Raw genomic sequence first — 20,374 nt, 5'->3', positions numbered from 1 at the left:
TAGGTAATGTTATGAAAACGCACTCTGACACATATTTTTATTCATTTAACTGGTTATGAGTCATTAGTTGAATTATTTGCTGTTGATTCAACGCCGCTTCTACTACATAAAGCTCATCGAGTCCGCCTTTAAAGAACATTTGCTTCTCATGTGTTGCGCCTTCTATGTAACCAATATTTTTTCCTATCGTCAGTGGCCGAGAGGCTGGGTGCTGTAAATTTGTTGCGACTTTAGCGATTGACTTTTTCTGCGTTTTTTCAAGCTTACCATCAACATATAGCAAAACATGTGTCGCTAAGTTACTCTTTAGTCCACCGTATAAAACCACTGCAATATGGTGCCACTCATCATCTCGCAAATCGGTATTACCCACAATTTGAGCATTATAGGTCCCTATTCTGATCCTACCTAAAGGCCCGTCAATTAACTCTGGATTAGGAGAAATTTGCCACGCTGAATAATCTTGCTGTAATCCCCAGCTCACAATGCCGTATGCATTTTCAGGTAAAAAATCACTAGGTACTTTGAGCCAAAAGGCGACCGTTCTGGGGTTATCACTGCCAACACCAGGGTACTGTGTTTCTAACCAATTATTTTCACCATTAAAGCTGATTGCCTTATCATACACCCCAGCTACTTCTGTTAACGGTTCATCAATGGGTGATTTATCTTTGGCTACATACTGCTGCCCATCAATACCACGGCCGCTGGAGAGATAATTATGTTGCTGCTTATCATCAAATGACCAATGTAATAAGTGAGGCTCTTCTATTGAGTCTCCAGGTAATACACGCATAAAATCAGAAGGTACGCTAACAAAGCTGGTAATTTGATGATTTAAATCAAACGCTAATGCCTGATCTTTTTTCACATGTTGATAAGACTGCGTTTTATTGCCACGCGCTTTTATTTCACCATCGAGCACATGTACTTGAGATTCACCGCTATTAGACACTTCGACGCCAAATTCTGTGCCTAAATCTATTATCTCTGAACTTGGGGTATCAACTCTAAAGCCAATTGCATTTTGTGGTACTCGGGCCACTAACTTACCATGATGAAGCGTTACTTTATCTCTGGATTGCAAATTCACTTTAACCGGCGCTTCTAAAACGAGTACCACGCCATTTTCGAGTAAAATTTCACTGTAACCATGCTCAAGAATAATATCTCCTTGACCTAATTGACTGCCAACAGAAAAATTAGCGTTATGCGAAGCAGTCATTTTTGTGACTTCAGCAAACTTATTTGTGTAGTCCAAGTGCTCTGCCAAAAATATAACGCTGACAAAAAGCATAATACTTGCAGCAAGCGCATACGGGCTTGAAAACCAGCTCATTGTACTTTTCGGCCGAATCGTTTTTTGTTGCTCGCTTAGTTTTGCCATTACACTGCGGGTAAAATTGTCTGGTCGCGTATCCGATTGATGATGTGCTTTTAATAAACGTTCACTCGTCACATATTTACTCACTTGTGCAAGTAAATTAACATCATGCTGACAGGCTTCAAGCAATTCGTCGGCAACATCTTCGCCAGCCAAATACGCGGCTAATAGCTGTTGTTGGTGCTTCGTCATTTGTTCAGTCATGCTCATCGTTGCTGCTGCTGTATTCTTTTATCAATACATGTTTTCAATGATTGACGAATTCTAAATAAGCGCATAGTCATAGTAGAATGTTTATCTTCATATTTTCGACATAGCTCAGCCAATGAAACGCCTAATGTGTAATGTTCAGTTAATAAATTGCGCATTTTCTCGCTTAATTTTTCAAGGCAAATAGTTAAATTATCAAACATATCAAGCTCGGCCCCTTCATGGATATTTTCATCAATGTGTTGATTTATTAAGTGCTCTAACTCATCAGCGCTACCTAATGCCACGGCTCGGTGTTTACGTTGATGGTTTTTTAATAAATAAGCAGCAATCCCCCTCAACCAAGCTAAAAAGGAACTTTCACTGTTAAACTCAGCGATTTTTTTAAAAGCAATAATAAAGGTCTCTTGTGCTAAATCTTCTGCTTCGTGAGGGGTATTTAGTCGAATAACTAAAAAGGCCCTCACAGCAGACTGATAACGCTCAACTAACAGAGAATATGCAGCAACATTGCCTTGTAATATATCGTCAATTATAGAACCATCACTTTTACCATCTAACGATATTATATTTTCTTTCAAATCAGAGTCCTAATTGAAATAACTGACGTAAGATGGTGCGTCAATTTGCAATTGACTTTGAGTCGTAAATAACTTCCCAGATGCTAAATCACGCTTAATAATCACAACATTATTACTATATTGATTAGCCACTAATAACTGTTTTTGTGATTTTGAAAAATTAAAATCACGAGGATGTAAACCGCCACTTGAGACTTTATTAATTAATTGTAGTCGGGTTTCTGCCATTAATTGATAACCATAAATTGCATTCTCACCGCGCACAGCCACATAAACATGACGACCATCCTCAGAAATACGAATTGCCGATGCAAGGTTTTGTTGCTCGCCAACTTTTTCGGGCATTATATTTGTTTTTGAAACGTGTAATAACGCACCATTTTGTAATATTTTGAAGATACTAATACTGTTACTCAATTCATTTAAGCTAAACACTAATTTTTTAGCCGGATGAAAAGCAAGATGACGAGGCCCATCCCCCGGCGTTAATTCAATGCGGTGTACTGGCGTAAAATCACTTTTTAAGCTATCAAAAACAATAATCTCGTCTGTACCTAAATCCGTCAAATACAGATAGCGACTTTGCTTATCCCACCCCGAAAAATGTAAATGAGCACTTCGTTGTCTGGGCGTAATACTACTTCCTGTATTAGTAAATTGACCCCGTGATACTAATAATCCTGCCTTATTAATATTAAACAGTTCACTATTACCTGTCGTGTAATTTACAACAGCTAACTGCTGGCGATCATCCGAAATATTAATATGACATAGCCCTTTTCCTTCAATCGGGTACGTTTTAAGCTTTGTAAACGCGTTACTTTTCCAGTCATACACGTTAATAACAGATTTTTTATCAAGCCCTCTACCAATGCTATACAATTTATTTATTGTCGGTTGCCAATTTAGATAGCTTGGATCGGTTGCCGATACAACGACGCGTTCGTTAATTAATAGATCATCACTTTCGTTATAAGAAACTAAATAAACGCCCTGATCAGGCTCATTTGTGTAGCTGCCGACTAAAAAATAATTAAGTCGAGATTGTTCATCGCTGATACTTTGACAACCACCAAGGCAAAAAATAAAGGATATAAAAACAAACAGCTGAGCGCACTTTTCAAGTCGTATATGTAATCCTGTTAGCCATAAACTCATTTATTCAATTCCCTTTACTTAATTTGAATTTCAAACAGTGTTGCAGGCACATTTTTAGATGGATGAGCGAATTCTAGTATCAATTGTTGCGTTGTTATAGGCTCTACTAAATCGATTTTATTAATACTTTGATAATTACCCGTAACGTGTGCAATTACCTCACCAGAATCTGTTTTAATTGTATAGGTTTGCACACAATAAGGTACCTGGTCTTCGTTATGCTCCATTAATACGGTTTCTAACGCATGGTCAAAGTCACTATCAAAATAAAGAACTATTTGCCTCATCGTTACTTTTTCTGGCCATACTAACCTTAGGGTTGGCGATGGATCTGCTAAATCAGCAACCCATGCATTCGTTTGTAGCCAAGGCCTCACAAAGCCGTTAATTACCTGCGTCGCTTGGTGATTATGAATGGCGGGAGATATACCGATTGCCAAATTTTGACCGTTTGGCCGCCGCGCTGGTGTCCAAAATTCAAACTCTTCAAGACCACTATTTTCAGGTACTGTTTGTTTGCCTTTATTTGATACCGCTTTGTGAACTTTATTGAACACAACCATAGTGCCCGTAATAAGCTGCTCTGTGGTAGCAAGCTCTATATCACTGTTTTGTAAAAAACAAATGAACCCGTACTGCATCTCTAAGCTGCAATCACTAAAATCAAATTCGAGCGTACTTTCGCCCGCCGTGACAGACAAACTGATAGTTTTATTTATAACATCTGGCGTATAGTTTTCATGCTTGATACTAGTGCGCAATTGACACGTTAACTCTGTCTCTTTATGAGCAAAAACCGTTATGCTAATTGTTGGTCCTTGGCCTTTTGCAAAAGCAACCAACTGTGCACACGATGAATCTAATTGCATTCTACTGTCGCTAGGTTGAAAACCATTGAACACTAATTCACTCGATGCAGTAATAGAGGCTTGGGCTGCTAAATTATTGTGCTTATCTAAACGGATCCCAGGGATACTTTGGCCATTTAGATTCAGGTTTTGCTGTAACTGTGCTATGTGTTCTGGCTGTAATAGCTCTTTGGGTGTGATATTGAGTTTATTACACATAGCAGCAGCTGCCCCCACCGCTTGTCCGCCGTGTGCGCAGGTGATCATAACTCGTGTTGAACCAAACGCCATATGTGTTGCGCTGATTATTCGTCCTGCATAATATAAATTTTCTATATCACGGCTAACAAAGCAGCGGTACGGTATTTGGTAAACCCCTTTTGAATGATATTGAGAGCAAGGAGGTCGTTCGCTGTATATGCCTTCAGCGGGGTGAATATCAATCGCCCATCCACCAAAAGATACAGCATCATTGAACTGGATTTGCTCAATAATATCTTGCTGTTTTATCATATATTCCCCTTCAAAGCGCCTGCTTTCGCGTTTGCCAGGAATTGTGCCTACCCATTCTAAAGTTAGATTTTCGACATCATCAAACCTGCCGCTATTTTTTATGTAGTCCCAAATTCCGTAAACGAGTTTCCAAAGCTCCCATTTAATATCCTCCGTTTCATAAATAGTATCGCGTATTCCGCCAAATTCTATCCACCAAAACTTACAGCCAGAGTCACTTCCGGCAATATCTTTACAGCGAGGTATCGCCTCTATTTGTTCATACGAGTAAGCAAAATCAGGGGCTTTGTAACTAATAGGCTGATCCATTTTTTTACTGTAGAAAAATAATGTATGGCCAAGTAACTCCATGTTCTCTTCATCAGATGCTAACAGCTCACCAAACTCTACTTTTGATTCAGCACCAATTCTGAACCCCGCTCCAGCATTAAACGCAACAAGGCCATCGCCGGTCGCATCACAAAATAACGGCGCACTAATAATGTAATGAGTAGAATTTTGACTGCAAAATGCCTCTACACTGGCAATCTTAGTGCTGTGCTGTTTATTTACATCAAGCACAGAGGTGTTTAACAACAAGGTAATATTTTTTTCGGCAATCACTTTGTCGAGCAAAATGGTATCGAAAATTAATGGGTTACCATGTCTGTTTAACTTAAGATTATCCAGCATGATCTCATCAATAACCCCACCCTCACGTGACCAGCGATTATTGTTGCCCATATGCGATGTTGCCCCCAACGCCCATAATCTTACTTCACTTGACGCATTACCACCGAGTACGGGACGATCTTGAATTAACACAACCTTGCTACCCGCTCGCGCCGCACTGATTGCTGCACATGTACCTGCTAAGCCACCACCGGCAACCACAAACTGAGTATTTAATTGTTGTTTCTTATTTTCACGTGCAGCTTCATTAAAGTTTTGCTTAATCATAACTCTTGATCTCTTTTTCTTGTTTTTGATATGAGCGTTTATTTTTTAATTCTGGGCTTAATGACTGCGCAAAATAAACACTAGGCTGGTGAGGTACATCCGTAACTTTTAATTCTTTTTCAAGCTCATTTACCATTAAACTACAATCAAATCTGGCTAAAAAACTGTGTTTATTGCGCGCTTGTTTGTCTGAAAAGTGGCACAAGCCCCACTCAATCCCGTTTGATTTGCTTTCACAGTCAAATGCATTGGCAACATAAGGACCTGCTGCAATTGGCATGAGGGATGTCACCGCGGCAATCGAAAAGTTCACCCCATCAGGTGAATATTGAATGGTGTTACTTTCATTGCCATTTCTGATAGTAAAAGCAGCTACTCCTGATTTAAACGGAAAATAAGTAGTTTCGTGGCCTGAGTTTAAAATAGGGTTCAGAGGGTGTTTATCAAAAGGCCCAAAAGGATTATTCGCGGTTGCCAAGCCATTACCCACTAAGTAATCGGGTCTATCTCCGTAGGCGGCTTTATAGTATAAATGTATTTTTCCGTTATAAATTAATAAATAAGGGTCATGAATCGAGAATTGATCCCAACTTCCCGGCTCACCATTTTCAATAATAACCTCACCATGTGGCAACCACGGTCCATCTGGCGTATCGGCAACTGATAGTGTTACCGGACAATGATCACCTTTCTTACCGCTAGCTTCATTAAAGGCTTGATAATAAAGATAATATTTATTTTCATAAATCAAGATATCTGGTGTACTAACCGAGCGCCAACCTAACTGCGGGTGCTTGGGCCTGGTGACGGCGATACCTTGTTCAACCCAGTCAAATCCATTAATACTGATGGCATAGCCAATTTCGGATAAATCCCAATCAGTGGAGGGAGTCAACTCGTTACAGTGCTGCGCCCCTTTTGGTGGGAATTGAGTGCACCGTTTTGTGTACCAAACATAATAAAGACCATCAACTTTTATAATTTTAGATGGGTCGCGTCTTGAAATAGTCCCATCATTATTATGATAGCTAAACCCAGTGAGCTCAGTGTACTTAAAACTAGTAAATAAAGGATTGTCTTCCGGACGAGGGGTTAAATAATTGTCATACAACCTCGACATTGCTGCACTCAATTCTCGTGCTGGTTTTTTAGCTGGAATATCCCATGGGTAACTTTGCTGCTTTAATTTGTTATTGCTATTGCTCATTGATACGTACCTTTACTGCCTTACTTCTAAACTTAAAAACTAAAACACCCCCTAATATAAAAATGCCACTGCTTATTACTGTTATTTCGATTTTTCCGGTAGTTGCAATTGCGGCCAACGAAAGCATAATCGCGCCAGTAGAGAGAATACCAAACCCTAAAACTCGAATACCATGATTGTTATCCGCGCTTTTTTCTGGAGTTATTAATTCGGCCGTCGGTTTAATTTGGCTTAATTCGACTAAGTAGTTTTCATAACACGCAGGTGTTTTTCTTTGTGCTCTTAAGTACAACTCAAATACCGTCAGCATCAATACAGGAAATAACACCCCCATCATCATCTCCTGCGCTCTATCTAAGCTAAAATCAAATAACCAAGGACTCACAAACTTAAAAAAAGCATTCACCAGTAAACTAAAAATAGTGGTTATTAAAATCGTTTTCCCAGTTTGATAACGAGAAAAAAGCAACCAAATGGGTGGCAAAAACAACGGTCCACCAGTGAGCGCAGCCATGGTCATTACCACTTCAACTACACCACCAAGTAAGGGAATTAGTAACGCAACAATAATCGTAATTAGACCGAGTACGCCAGTTGCAATTCGACCGACCTTGACTAGCGTAGCTTGGGAAGCATCTGGTTTTATATTTTTATATATGTCATTACTGATAACACCTGCGGCGATGTTTAAAGACGTGTTAATTGAGCTTGATGTCGCAAATACCATTCCTGCTAGCATTAATCCAAGCATCCCTACTGGCAATACTTCTTTGCACATTTGCAAATAAGCCCCTTCACTTTCAAACCCAACTAGATTGGGGTTCATCGTTCGGTAAATCATCGGGGCTAACATCCAAACTACTGGGCAAATAAGATAAAGAATCGCAAATAGTCCCCCAACCTTTTTTGCATCCTTTGGTGTTTTCACACTGGTGAAGCGTTGAATATAAGACCAGTTACCAGCAATAAAAAATAAGTTATAGAGCCCAAAGGCAAAGATAAACTCCCATGAATACTCATCATTTACTAAGTTAAAAAAATCATCAGGTGCTTTGTCGATAAAGTTCTCAATGCCGCCAATCGCCTCAAATGATAGCGGTACCACAATTAATACCGCTGCAGTGAGCACCACAAATTGCAAAATGTCGGTAATTATCACCGCCCATAAACCGCCAACAGCGGTATAGGCTAAGATCAATAGTCCTAAAATGATGACGGTATATTCAAGAGATAAACCCGTAGCGACTTCAACTATTTTTGCCACTGGATATAAAAAAGCACCAGTCGAAAAGCTCGCAATTAAGAGAAAAATATAGGTATAAGTTCTTTGTACATTTAAGCCAAGGCGCTGCTTAATAAATTCGGCTGCGGTTAATACACCGGTTTTCTGCCATTTAGGCGCAATAAATAAAGCAATCAGCACCCCTGCTAAACACATAGTCCATTGAATAGTAATCGCCACCCAGCCATGCTTATATGCAATAGCTCCCCATACAACAAATGTACCTGCCGAGAAGAAACTCATAAACAGTGACAACCCGCTCATCCACCAAGGTAGCGCACCTCCCGCAGAGAAAAAGCTTTTCATATTCTTTCCAGCAGCAGAAAAACTTAAGCCACACCCAATGATCAATAAAGAAAATATAACGACTACACTTATATCAATAATATGCATAGCCTTAGTCCTCGCTATTTTCTTTTCGGGTGTAGTACCTAACCCAATCTATCGCCATGCTGGTACCAGCAATATCATCACTTACAGGACCTGCAATCGCCGCTTTTAAAATAGCTAAACTAAATAACATCGTTGTTTCACTAAAGCAGACATCATTTCTCATTGTGTAATAGAGTTCACCGTCAAAATAAAAATTAAAGTAATCTTTATCCCATTCAAGTCCATAGGTATGAAACTCTTTTGAAAAATCAGCAACGTCAGCGGCATTATATGAGGTGATTTTTTGCCAATTCTCTCCATCGTGATACTCGATGTTGTAATCGGAAATTAAATTGCGATAAGCACCTTTATCAACACCATGCTCTTGCAGCCAACCATTAATAAATTGAATAGCGCCAATTTCATGCGACTTATCCCAACTGAGTTCTAAAAACTTTTCACCATGTTTTTCTGACACCCAGCGTGTTTGCGGATTACCATCAATAGCAAAAGACTCTTCTGATATTAACTTATTAAATAACCCATTCGTTTTTATAGAAACATCGTCAGCTTGCGCTAAATTACTTATATTCTTTATTTTTTCTTCGTCAAATGCATCAGGGTATTGAGCGCTAGGCGCAAAGACTCTAAATTCAGAAATATGAAGAGACGTAGGATTAGTCGATGTTAATCGTATTTTTTTAGTTTTAACTGGCTTGTTAAACTCAACAGTGTGATCAGGCTTGCCGATTAAAGTGTGGTGTAACTGGTTATCACTGTGAGTAACACGGCCATTTGGTAGTGTATAAGTATCGGTCCAATTATGTACGTTGGTATTAATTATATTAGGGAAATGGCCTTCATTAATATCAATCTCGCATGCCTTTAAGCCATCTTTAACCCCTTGTTTTGGCCAAAACCAAAATGAGTTATTCGTGCCATAGGCACCGGCATATTTAAAGCGAGCTTCAAAGTAGCCATAATGAAATGAGCGTTTTGACCAAATATTACCTGTCGTCCAGTCTTGGCCACCTCGAGGTTCTTTCTTCGCTAATAAGTGCAGTATTCCGTTTTTAACTTGTGCATTATCGCGCCAGCGACTACTTAATACCCATGGGTTTTCTGTCGGTCCATTTTGAGAAACCCAGTTTTTATCTAATTCAGCATTCGCATAATTAAACTCATCATTCCACTGTAATTGCCATGTTGAGGAGTCAAGTTCGCGTGGTTGATCAGCACCGGCAAAAAACGATGTGACAACTATTGTTGCCAGCGTACATTTGGAAAATACTTTAAACATGTTTTACCCTTTATTGTTGTTTTATCTAACGAGTTATAAGTTTTATTTCATGCTAGGTATTGTCTTGAGAAATCAAAATGACACAATTTTTATTAAAAAAATAAAAAGCCCGCAGAAATGCTGCGGGCTTTTTATTAGATTAAACATTTAGAAATTAATACGGGTATTAAGTCTCAATGTCCGGCCTGTTTTATATGCGTAAACAGTACGTGATTTAGTTGCATCGCCTTCAAGCGGGCTGCCTTCAGAAAACGTTTGGCCACCAGCATTTAAGAAACGACTGGTAAAGTATTGTCTTACGCCTTCATCAGTTACGTTAGCCACCTGTAACGATACAGTCATGTAGTTATTTACTTTATAACTTGCAGAAAAATCGAGTGTTTTACGTCCTTCTTCCCACAGCGATCCGTTTTCCCATGAGCGTTGTACAAGTTGATCTGTAGTGCCTTGATACGCTAAACGAATTTGGTGTCCGTCTTTTTCCCAAAAACCTGTTACGTTGTAGCTGTGCTCTGGTGTATACGCTACCGCTAATGAAGGTAGTTTTACGCTGTCATCAATAGATGATACTTCTTGATCGTACTTACTGTCTTGAAATGTATAGTTAGCCTGCAAGCCGAGGCCCGACCAAATACCAGGTAAGTTGTCGTAGGTCTGCATATATTGAAGCTCTAACCCTTTAATACTTGCCCCTTTACCATTTTTAATTCGGGTGGTGTTAAATTTGGCACACATTTGCTCTAAGTCGCCCGAATACATCCACTCTTTTTGATAATCCTGGCCACCTTGAAAACGCTTAGGCATACATTTTTCTAAGCTATCTTGGCCTGCAATAAGTACTAAATCGTCTGGGTTATAAGATTCGCCCTCTTCGAGTCCCACTCCACGTAGGTCATCCATGTAGGTAACAATCGTTTCAGACTCTTCAAAGTTTGTCATGTCTTTATAAAATAATGATGCTGCTAATAATCCCGAATCGTTGAAATACCATTCATATGATAAATCAAGGTTTATTGATTCAAGTGGATCGAGTTTAGGATTGGTAAGCGTAATTGAGTTGTTACGGTTTTCACCGCCCCATTGTGTTTCTCTTACTTTAAAACCAGGACGTAGTGAATCTATTTGTGGACGAGCCATTGTTTTAGATGCTGCAAAACGAATAATGGTGTCTTCACTTTGCAAGTAGTTAATATTGATACTGGGTAAAAACAAATCGTAGTCGTGCTCACCAGTTACTGCAAACGAGCGTAAGCTTCTGTCTTCTGTTGGTAATAAGTTTCCATTTGCATCAAATTTACGCTCGCCATATATCCAGTTTTTTTCGGTTGATACATCAGAATGGCGCCATAACCACCACTCAGATTCATTTGGATTACCACGTACAGCGTTAGGATCATGACACGCGCCTTGAGCAGGAATAGCCACATCGTCTGATTTATCAATAGTGCCTTTTGTGTCGTAGCCTAGACCATCGGTTCTCGACCAGCGTATTTCTTCGTTGTAATCTGCACCATAAAATTGCGTTGCAGCACACAATGGTAAGCTAGTATCACGCAACTCTGCTAATTTAAATGGGTCCATTAAACGAGCATTATTTGAAGGGTCAAATGCAAACTGTACACCCGATGCACCTTGCACTTCTACAGTCGTTTTTACATAACGCACACCCACATCACCTGTAACACGTCCATCTGCTAATTCAAAATTTAGCTTGGTGTAAAATGCTAAGTTATCTAGCTCTGTATTGCGAGTGTTTGAATCGTCTGTGGCAAAAGCAACTTCTGGACTCCCTAAAGCTACTTCAAATGCTTTAAAAGCCGAAAATCGATTCCACCCGTCGGTTACATTGTCGCGGCCATAACCTAAATCAGCCATAAAATCGTCAACAGGAAACCCTTCACCGTTGGTTATTAAATCACCAGAAATATCTCTTAAACCGCTACCAAGTACTGCAGGTTGGCCTGTTGCAGGGTTTATAACTACAACCCCCTCGCCTACACTATTAAAGGCACCTTGCTGAGCATCTACATATTTTGTACGTTTTGACCATTTTGCACCAAATTCAATTGAGCGTACATAGCTTGTGTCAAGCACGTAATCAAAATCGACAAAGAGCGATTTTTGTTCATCTTCGACTTCGTTGAGGGTTCTGCCCATGTACGATAAATGCTGCGCTTTTAGCTCATCCGGATTAAATCCCGTGGTGCTGTAGTTATCCCATAGATTTGTTGGGTCACCAAAAGTGTCGTTTTCGCCGTAATCAATTAAGCCGGTGCCTGTAACTAATTTACACGGACCGCCTGCTGTACAGTCATAACCAACAGGCTCCATATCCTCTGGTGGCACATTTACTAAGCTCCATGCACTAATATTGGCAAAATTTTGCAGCGCAACGTACACTGAGTTTTCTGGTATTTGCTGCGTTTTAGAGTACCCAACGCCTGCTTCCATCGAAAATGAGTCACTAAAACCGTGATTCATATCAAGTGAGTAAACTTGGTTTTTATTTTCAAATTCACCTTCTGACTGCACTAAACCACCGTTACCAAAGCGGTTAATAAACTTAGTAAATGTATTCGTTTTTAAATCGATTGTACGCCAGCTAGCTTCAGGATCAGTAAATTTAGCTGTCACGCCGGAAAGGCCTGGGTCTTCACCTTCAACTAAGTTTTTAGTTTCCATTGAGCGCGTATTAATACCATGCATTGAGTTATTAACGTCTTGTTTTGCAAGGTTTGCGTTAAAGTTAAACTCTGTGTTTTCACTTGCTCGCCACTGCAAACCTAAGTTAATACTGGTGCGGTCATTTTGACTATCAAAAAGCTGATAATTAACTAAACGAGGTGTAATACCTACCGCATTTTCAACAACGTTGCCATTTGTATCTGTTGCTAAAGGCGACTGAACTGCTGTCCACTCTGTAGCAGAGTATTGGTCTTTTCGGTATTCGTTAGTCTCTTTAACTGCAGTAAAAACCACGCCAAAGGTATCGTCAAAAAGCTTTTTCGACATCGTACCCGATATTTTATAATTTTCTTTATCAGATAAATCGTTGTACCTGCCTTCTAAAGTCATCGTGGAAATTTCATAATTTAAATCAAGCGGCTTTGTAGTCGAAAGATTGATATTTGCGCCTAGCGAACCCTCTTCATGATCTGCACTCGGTGTTTTTACCACTTCAATTTTAGATAAAATATCGGATGAATACTGCGATAAGTCTACGCCTTGGCTAAAACCTGTAGAACCTAATTGCACACCATTCATGCTAATATTGTTTTGTTGTGAGTTAGCACCACGCACAGATATTCGTGCACCTTCACCATCAACGGATTGTACTGATACACCAGTTACACGCGAAAGCGCATCAGCGATGTTTTGATCAGTGGACTTACCAATGTCTTCAGCGTTTATGGAGTCAACAACGTTTTCAGCAAAACGCTTATCATTAATAGATTTTTTAAGACTGGCGGCTAACCCGCTGACTTCAATTATTTCAATATCGGCTTCTACTTTCGGTTTTTCTTGTGTGCTTTCGTCTTGCTTGGCATAAACCAATTGTGTTGCAAGTACTGCAGCTGTAATCGCGCTCAACTTGAACGCTTTGTTGATGATTGTCATGTGTGTTCCCTTTCTAAGGTATTATTATGTTGTCAGGTTAATCTTTTGTAAACAATAATATAATAACCAAATAATTGTCAACTGTATTTTGTTAACAATATTCGTTTAATTATAAAAAAGCAACTTAATGCGTAAGCATTAAATTGCTCTTAAGTAACAGTGTTAAAGTAAATATTTACACAGAGTTTATCGTCAATAGTTCTAGCCTAATCAAAATTCTTTTATATACGGCCAACCAGTAAACTGCTTTTCTGTTGATGGATCTGTATTCCACTCCCAGCACTCTAATTGATAATATTTTTTTGCATGGTTTATTTTAATAATCCCATAACCTTCACTTTTTAAATTTCTGTCAGCTAAAAACTTACCCCACGTTGTATTTTGTTTAGCAAAAAGTTTATGCGTAACTTTTGGGTTAGCTGCCGCTAGAACTCGCATTTTATTGCCAAACGTGTCGGTAAAATCACCGGTGTTTTTGTCGTTGTTTCGCTGATTTGGTAAAGGTGCGTGGGGTTCAAACCATCGCTGCCAAAATGCTGCGCTAGCTGGGCCTGCAAAAAACAAGCTGCCATCATCAAAAGTATTGATTCCTTGATAGGCAAGCAATCCGAGGTGTTGATCTCCCGCAATTACTAATGCGTTAGCGTCACTTACTAGTTTTACTGCGCGTGTACGCCCATCAGCCGGGTAGCCATTTGCATCGTAATCTATTAATGCTTTGCCATTTTCATCGGTTTGAGGCGACCCCCACATGGAAGCTGTAATACATATTTTAGGTTTACCCGGGTGCATAGTTTGCCAGTCTTTTAAAAAGGCTTCTTGGCGTTTACCTAATAACTCACCCGTTGTGGCAAGCTTATTCGCTTTGTAGTCAGGTGGCGTTTTAAATTTACGATCCTCAACCATCGCAAAACTAATACCGCCATATTCAAATGCAGCATAACTAACCGGAATATCATATTTTATCGGTGTGGGATCATAAGGGTCCGGATTATGCCCATTTTGCATACGGTAGATCATTCTAACAAGGTCTTTGTCCCACTTATAACCGCCGTCTTCCTCTTTTAGCATATCGGAGTGATCGCCACCATCGCCCCACAAGTTACCTTGCAGCACATCATGGTCATCAACTAAAACAAGTGTAGGCTTATCTTTTATACTATCGGCAAACGCCCAGTACCATAAGTACCATTTATATAAGGTATCTAGTTTGGCATCTTTGGTGTGGCGACCATAGCGAGTCGGGTATGTTTCGTAGTACTGATCGCCACAAAAGACATACATATCAGGGTTGTGGTAATTAGCATTTTCTACAAGTTCAGTGTGAGGAAATAAAATATTGTCTTTGGTGTAACGTCCTAAATCGCGCTCGCTACTAATAAGGCGTGTGTAATGTGTGTTGTCTAAGCTTTTAGAAGTAGGAATAATACAAGAGTACAATGCAATCGTAAATTCTTTACTACTTTGTGGGTCCTTAGCAATAGTTCCAGAATATAAAGTGTCATCAGGCTTTTGTGGGTTAACAATTCTGTATTGAGCTTGTTTTAAATAATCCCAATTACTTAATCTAAACCTTGCTACAAAACCATCTTCAATTTTTGCTGTACTTGCATATTGCCAATCCGATTGGTTTTCAAACTGATATTGCAGCTCCACGCGTGAGAACTTTTTAATATTAATAGGCATTAACTGACAAGATAACTTGAGTACCTGCTGATTAACGCTATACATACACCCCATAACGGGGCCTAAGGTGTTGGCATTATTTAGAGTTATTTTACCTCCACCGGTTTCAATATCACTAAACCCCCAACGAGCGCCTGCTACAAAAGGCTCTGAGGAGCTTAATAACGAAATACCTCCTTGCAGTTGATCTGCGGGGACTTTGTGAAGTACTGCAAATCCTAACTCCTGGGCAGTATTTGTGTTACTTGCCACAAGACGAATATCAAAATGGTTTGCATCTATTGGGTCTAAATGGCAATCGAGTGTTATTTTATCGCCGCTTTTATATTGTTGTATATTAAATGGAGTACGATTAATAATAGTAAAATCAAGGGCTTTGCTTTCATCATCAAACTGTCTAAATGATAATTTACCTAAACTGTCAAAGGCCGCAATTATTCCGCCATTTTCGCCACCAGCTCGCTGCGCTAAAGCAGCACCTTTAGCTGTTAGTTCACCTTTACCAATCCCTAATAAAAATCCACAAAAGCCTTTTTCGTTCGGCGTTAAATTACGTACGGTGGCTTTTATACGCCCACTTTGTAAAGAGCTATTAAGCTGCCTGGTGAGTAACGATACGGTACGCGCTTCAAAATCTTTTTCTTCTCGAGTACATAAAAGCTCATTACCTATGCGTTGCCAGTCTTGGAGTCTGTTCCCCCAAAAATGCTTACCGAGCCACACTTGCTTACTTAAATTTGTATTATCTAATGGTGCAGTTGAGGTTAAGTCACCTCGGTATGATGTAAATAAACCGCTGCAACCACCTAACATACTTGAACTTAGTAGGCCGGCGCTGAGTTTTAAAAAACCTCTGCGTTTCATTTTAGTCACCTTTATTATTGTGTGTTAATAAGACGCCTTGTGTAGACAGTGTTTTTACATAAGGGGGTTATGCATTCAGGTAGCCATTAGGGTTATTACTTTGCCAGCGCCACGTGTCTTTCATCATGTCTGCAAGGGTATACTTACATTGCCAGCCTAAAACACCCTGAGCTTTAGATGAATCAGCCCAAAAAGCAGCTAAGTCGCCATCGCGGCGCTTTACAATGTCAAAGTTAATATCAACTCCGGTATACTCAATAAATGCTTTTACTATGCCAAGCACAGAATAAGGAGTACCAGTGCCTAAGTTAAATGCTTCATATAAGCTGTGGTGTTGCTCGCCAAGCCATTTAAGGGCTTTAATATGACCATTGGCTAAATCACTAACGTGTATATAGTCACGCTCGCATGTGCCGTCTTCAGTAGGGTAATCGCCTCCATAAATGGCTAATTTGTCACGTTTACCTACAGCAACTTGAGCAATAAAGGGCATTAAATTGTTAGGAATACCTAATGGGTCTTCTCCTATTTGGCCGCTAATATCTGCGCCAATAGGATTAAAGTAGCGTAAGCTTGCTACTTGCAAACCGGTATTTGAGGCTACTATTTCTTGTAGTATTTGCTCAATCATTACCTTTGTTTGCCCATACGGGCTTGCTGCACGCCCTAGAGGTAAACTTTCGGTATAAGGCACCGATGCGCCTTGTCCATAAACTGTAGCTGATGAGCTAAACACGAGTTTATCAACATTATATTTAAGCATGCATTGGCATAAATTTAAGGTCGACACCAAGTTGGTATAATAATACTCAAGTGGTTTTTCTATGGATTCGCCTACCGCTTTTAAACCTGCAAAGTGAATAACTGAATCAAATTTATGCTCGCTAAACGTGGCAGACAACTTATCGTTATCAAGTAAACTGGCGTGAATAAATTCAACTTTTCGCTTTGATAACGCTTCTACGCGAGTTAGCGATTCACGACTCGAGTTACTTAAATCGTCTATTACTACTACGTCAAAACCATCTTTTAATAAGCTTAAAACAGTATGGCTGCCAATATATCCCGCGCCTCCTGTTACCAGTACTTTTTTCATTAGATTGTCCTTATGCTCTTATAAGTGATACACCAGCTGAAGGTACGCTTGTGTAAATCGTTTCTTTTAATCCTGTTTGTTGCTCGTACTGCGTTTCAATAGCACTAATTACATTCTCTACCAGAAAATTAGGAACAAACGCCACTACACAACCACCAAAGCCACCGCCCGTCATTCTTACGCCGCCGTGTTCATTAATTACTTTTGCGATAATATTCACAAGAGTGTCGATTTGGGAGGTGGTTATTTCGAACAAATCCCGCATAGAAGCATGGCTTTGTGCCATTAGTGTGCTTAGTTTGGCGATATCGTTATTAGTAAAAGCTTGCATAGCTTCTAATGTGCGCACATTTTCATACACTATATGCTCAACACGTTTAGCTACACTTGGGTCAAGGGTATGCTTTTTACTTTCGTACTCACCAATACTTACTTCCCGCAAGCTCGGTTTAGACAAGGCTTCTGCTCCTGCATAACATTGTTCTCGGCGTAAATTATATTCACTATCTAGCAAGCCACGTTTAACGTTTGAGTTAACCATTAAAATGGTCATCTTTGGGTCAATACTCACTTCAATTAAATCAAGTGAGCGGCAATCTATACCCAATGCTTGTCCTTGCTGACCACACGCCGATATGAGCTGATCCATAATTCCACAGTTGCAGCCCACAAAATTGTTTTCAGCGGCTTGTGCAATTTTGGCTATATCTTTGCGCTCAATAAACAGTTCGCATAAGTGATTAAACGCATAAGCAATACCTACCTCAAGTGCAGCCGATGAGCTAAGACCAGCTCCTTGCGGGACATTACCTGTGATGCATATGTCGCAGCCACTGAGTTGATGATTTCGTTTTTGCAGTTCATCAACTACGCCGCGAACATAATTACTCCACGTTTGCGTACTGTGGCTATTAAGCGGTTTATTTACTAAAAAGTTGTCGGTTTGGTTATCGCAATCAAGTGCAAGTACATTTACTACATCGTCAGTTCGAGGTGACACTGCAATGTAAGTAGCGTATTCAATGGCACAAGGCAGTACAAAACCGTCATTGTAATCGGTGTGCTCACCAATTAAATTAACACGCCCAGGGGCTTTGACAACAAAGTCGGCATCGCGTCCAAAGTGGTTTAAAAAAGCTAACCGTGCGCTTTGTTCAACATTCATTTAGTGTTCTCTTTATAATGCGTTAGTGATTGTTTCTTCAAAATAGTGGCAGCTTGCTCGGGTGTTATATCACGCTGTGCTTCGGCCATCATTTCGTAACCAACCATAAATTTTTTCACACTGGCTGATCGTAGTAATGGCGGTAAAAACTGCGCATGTAATTGCCAAAATAAGTGGCTTTGACCATCATAAGGCGCGCCATGCCAGCCCATAGAGTAAGGGAACGAGCACTGAAATAAGTTATCGTAACGAGTCGTTATATTTTTAATAATTTCAGCTAGAGTACTTTGTTGAGCGTCTGTCAGCTCTATCATTTGAGTAACCGCAAACCGAGGTAATAGCAGTGTTTCAAATGGCCATGCAGCCCAATAAGGGACAACCACAAGCCAATCATCGTTTACACATACTACGCGTTCATTTAATTCCATCTCACGTTTTGCGTAATCGAGCAATAAACTACTGCCATACTGTTTATAATAGTTACTAAGGTTTGTATGTTTACGTGCAACCAAACTCGGTAATTTATTTTGTGCCCAAATTTGACCATGTGGATGCGGGTTAGAGCATCCCATTACAGCGCCTTTATTTTCAAACACCTGAACCCAGTTGTAAGTTTTTGATAACTCTTGGCATTGCTCTTGCCATGTGCTTACTACATTTGTAATTTGCGAAACACTGAGCTCTGGTAGTGTTTTTGCATGATTAGGCGAAAAACAAATAACACGCGCAGTGCCACGCTCTGTATGCATGCTAAATAGGGGATCGGTTTGCTCCACATCAGGCACACCTTCACGCAAGGCGGCAAAGTCATTAGTAAACACAAAGGTGTTTTTGTAATCTGGATTTACTTCGCCGTTGATACGCGTATTGCCTTTACATAAAAAGCAGCTTTCGTCGTATTCTGGTTTAACCTCAATATCTACACTTTCTTCTTGACCTTGCCATGGGCGTTTAGCCCTGTGTGGCGACACCAACACATATTCATTTAATAATGGGTTTAAACGCCGGTGTGGATGCTCTGTCGGGTCAAATTGATTTTGTTGCTCACTCATTGTTTACTTTCCCTAGTTACTGTTTTGAAAGGTACCGGCGTCGAGCACTTGCTTACGAGGAGTAAAACGACAAATATAGTTCCAGTTCCAACTGGCATCGTATTTATGGCACAAGCCCCAACTAATGCCTGGTGCTGGATTTTGCTCAAACCCTTGCGCTGGTCGATATAAGCCAATTGCTTCTGGACCGCCTTTTATATGCGCCATAATTTCAAAATTAATACCGTCCTGAGCAAATTGAATAGTATTTTTTTCAGGGCCATCGGTTGTTAGCAAACTAGCAATACCACCTTTGTAATTCCAAACAACGACCTCATGACCGCTATTAGAAATAGGGTTGTAAGGCGATTTAACATAAGGCCCTAATACATCATCAGCAATAGCAACACCGTGTTTAATTTCACGACCACCAAAGTTCATTCCCTCACCTTGGGTCTCACCTTTGTAATACAAGTAAAATTTGTTATTAAAAAACACCAAACACGGATCGTGTACTTTATGGCTATCAAAACTACCTTTAGCTGTTACTGCAAAGCGATTATCTTCATCACCGTGCCATTGACCATCTTTACTTGGGCTAACAATAGGTTCAGGTGATTTAATCCAAGGACCAAAAGGGGTATCGCAATGCGCTATAGCAATATGCTCATATTGGCGATTGGTGTACGGTGTTTGTACCGTTTGATACACCAAGTAATACTTACCTTGATGCGCAAATACTTCAGGGGTAAAAATAGCGCGATCGTCATAGTTACCAGCGTCGCCTCGACTCACAGCGACCCCTTGTTCTTGCCACGTTATGCTGTCTTTTGACGTTGCATGCCAAACTTGCGTTAAATCCCAAGGAAACACTTTTGCACTTGAGTCTTGTGCATTAAAACCAACTGTTTCCCCCTCACCTTTGGTGTACCAACAATGATAAACACCATCAATGTATAAAACAGATGAAGGATCGCGACGTATAACTCCTTCTTCATAGGCAAAATCACCCAGCAACGGTTCCACATCAAATTCTGTCAGCCACTGCGGGCCATATTTATCGTAGCCACGCTCTATTGCACGCTTACTTGCTAAACTTAATTTTTTATCAGACATGTTA

At 40.0% G+C, this 20,374-nt stretch carries 13 protein-coding genes; all 13 read right to left on the bottom strand.

Annotation, left to right across the window (positions count from 1 at the left end; translation table 11 throughout):
* Positions 1-37: 37 nt before the first annotated feature.
* Positions 38-1,594: a LamG-like jellyroll fold domain-containing protein gene (locus tag I6F42_RS06080; RefSeq protein ID WP_197151477.1), complete on the bottom strand. Its 1,557-nt coding sequence runs from the start codon at positions 1,592-1,594 to the stop codon at positions 38-40.
* Complete coding sequence (locus tag I6F42_RS06075) at positions 1,591-2,175, bottom strand: RNA polymerase sigma factor (protein ID WP_197151475.1); 585 nt, start codon at positions 2,173-2,175, stop codon at positions 1,591-1,593. The genes I6F42_RS06080 and I6F42_RS06075 overlap by 4 nt, the downstream gene beginning before the upstream one ends.
* Before the next feature lie 9 nt (positions 2,176-2,184).
* Positions 2,185-3,333 carry a lactonase family protein gene (locus tag I6F42_RS06070; RefSeq protein WP_197151473.1) on the bottom strand — a complete coding sequence of 383 codons (1,149 nt, stop codon included), beginning with the start codon at positions 3,331-3,333 and terminating at the stop codon, positions 2,185-2,187.
* 14 nt (positions 3,334-3,347) lie between these two features.
* Positions 3,348-5,633, bottom strand: coding sequence for an FAD-dependent oxidoreductase (locus I6F42_RS06065; RefSeq protein ID WP_197151471.1), 2,286 nt, complete (start codon positions 5,631-5,633; stop codon positions 3,348-3,350).
* Complete coding sequence (locus tag I6F42_RS06060) at positions 5,626-6,840, bottom strand: glycoside hydrolase (RefSeq protein ID WP_197151469.1); 1,215 nt, start codon at positions 6,838-6,840, stop codon at positions 5,626-5,628. The genes I6F42_RS06065 and I6F42_RS06060 overlap by 8 nt, the downstream gene beginning before the upstream one ends.
* Complete coding sequence (locus tag I6F42_RS06055) at positions 6,830-8,515, bottom strand: sodium:solute symporter family protein (RefSeq protein ID WP_197151467.1); 1,686 nt, start codon at positions 8,513-8,515, stop codon at positions 6,830-6,832. Before I6F42_RS06055 ends, I6F42_RS06060 begins: the two co-directional genes overlap by 11 nt.
* 4 nt (positions 8,516-8,519) lie before the next feature.
* Positions 8,520-9,794 carry a family 16 glycosylhydrolase gene (locus tag I6F42_RS06050; RefSeq protein ID WP_197151465.1) on the bottom strand — a complete coding sequence of 425 codons (1,275 nt, stop codon included), beginning with the start codon at positions 9,792-9,794 and terminating at the stop codon, positions 8,520-8,522.
* Positions 9,795-9,941: 147 nt separating this feature from the next.
* Positions 9,942-13,412, bottom strand: a complete 3,471-nt coding sequence (locus tag I6F42_RS06045) for a TonB-dependent receptor (protein ID WP_197151462.1) — start codon at positions 13,410-13,412, stop codon at positions 9,942-9,944.
* Positions 13,413-13,622: 210 nt separating this feature from the next.
* A complete protein-coding gene (locus I6F42_RS06040; RefSeq protein WP_197151460.1) occupies positions 13,623-15,962 on the bottom strand; it encodes an alkaline phosphatase D family protein in 2,340 nt (779 codons plus the stop codon).
* 67 nt (positions 15,963-16,029) lie between these two features.
* The gene (galE, locus tag I6F42_RS06035) at positions 16,030-17,058 is read right to left on the bottom strand and encodes a UDP-glucose 4-epimerase GalE (RefSeq protein WP_197151459.1); all 1,029 of its coding nucleotides are present in this window, start codon (positions 17,056-17,058) and stop codon (positions 16,030-16,032) included.
* A 10-nt stretch (positions 17,059-17,068) separates the two neighbouring features.
* Complete coding sequence (gene galK, locus I6F42_RS06030; RefSeq protein WP_197151455.1) at positions 17,069-18,223, bottom strand: galactokinase; 1,155 nt, start codon at positions 18,221-18,223, stop codon at positions 17,069-17,071.
* Entirely contained in the window at positions 18,220-19,275 is a 1,056-nt protein-coding gene (locus I6F42_RS06025; protein ID WP_033039538.1) for a UDP-glucose--hexose-1-phosphate uridylyltransferase, read from the bottom strand. Before I6F42_RS06025 ends, galK begins: the two co-directional genes overlap by 4 nt.
* A gap of 12 nt (positions 19,276-19,287) precedes the next feature.
* Positions 19,288-20,370, bottom strand: a complete 1,083-nt coding sequence (locus I6F42_RS06020; RefSeq protein WP_197151452.1) for a family 43 glycosylhydrolase — start codon at positions 20,368-20,370, stop codon at positions 19,288-19,290.
* Positions 20,371-20,374: the final 4 nt, after the last annotated feature.

Source organism: Pseudoalteromonas sp. SWYJZ12 (genome assembly GCF_015864395.1).
Lineage (GTDB): Bacteria > Pseudomonadota > Gammaproteobacteria > Enterobacterales > Alteromonadaceae > Pseudoalteromonas > Pseudoalteromonas arctica.
This window is presented reverse-complemented; position numbering and strand designations above follow the sequence as displayed.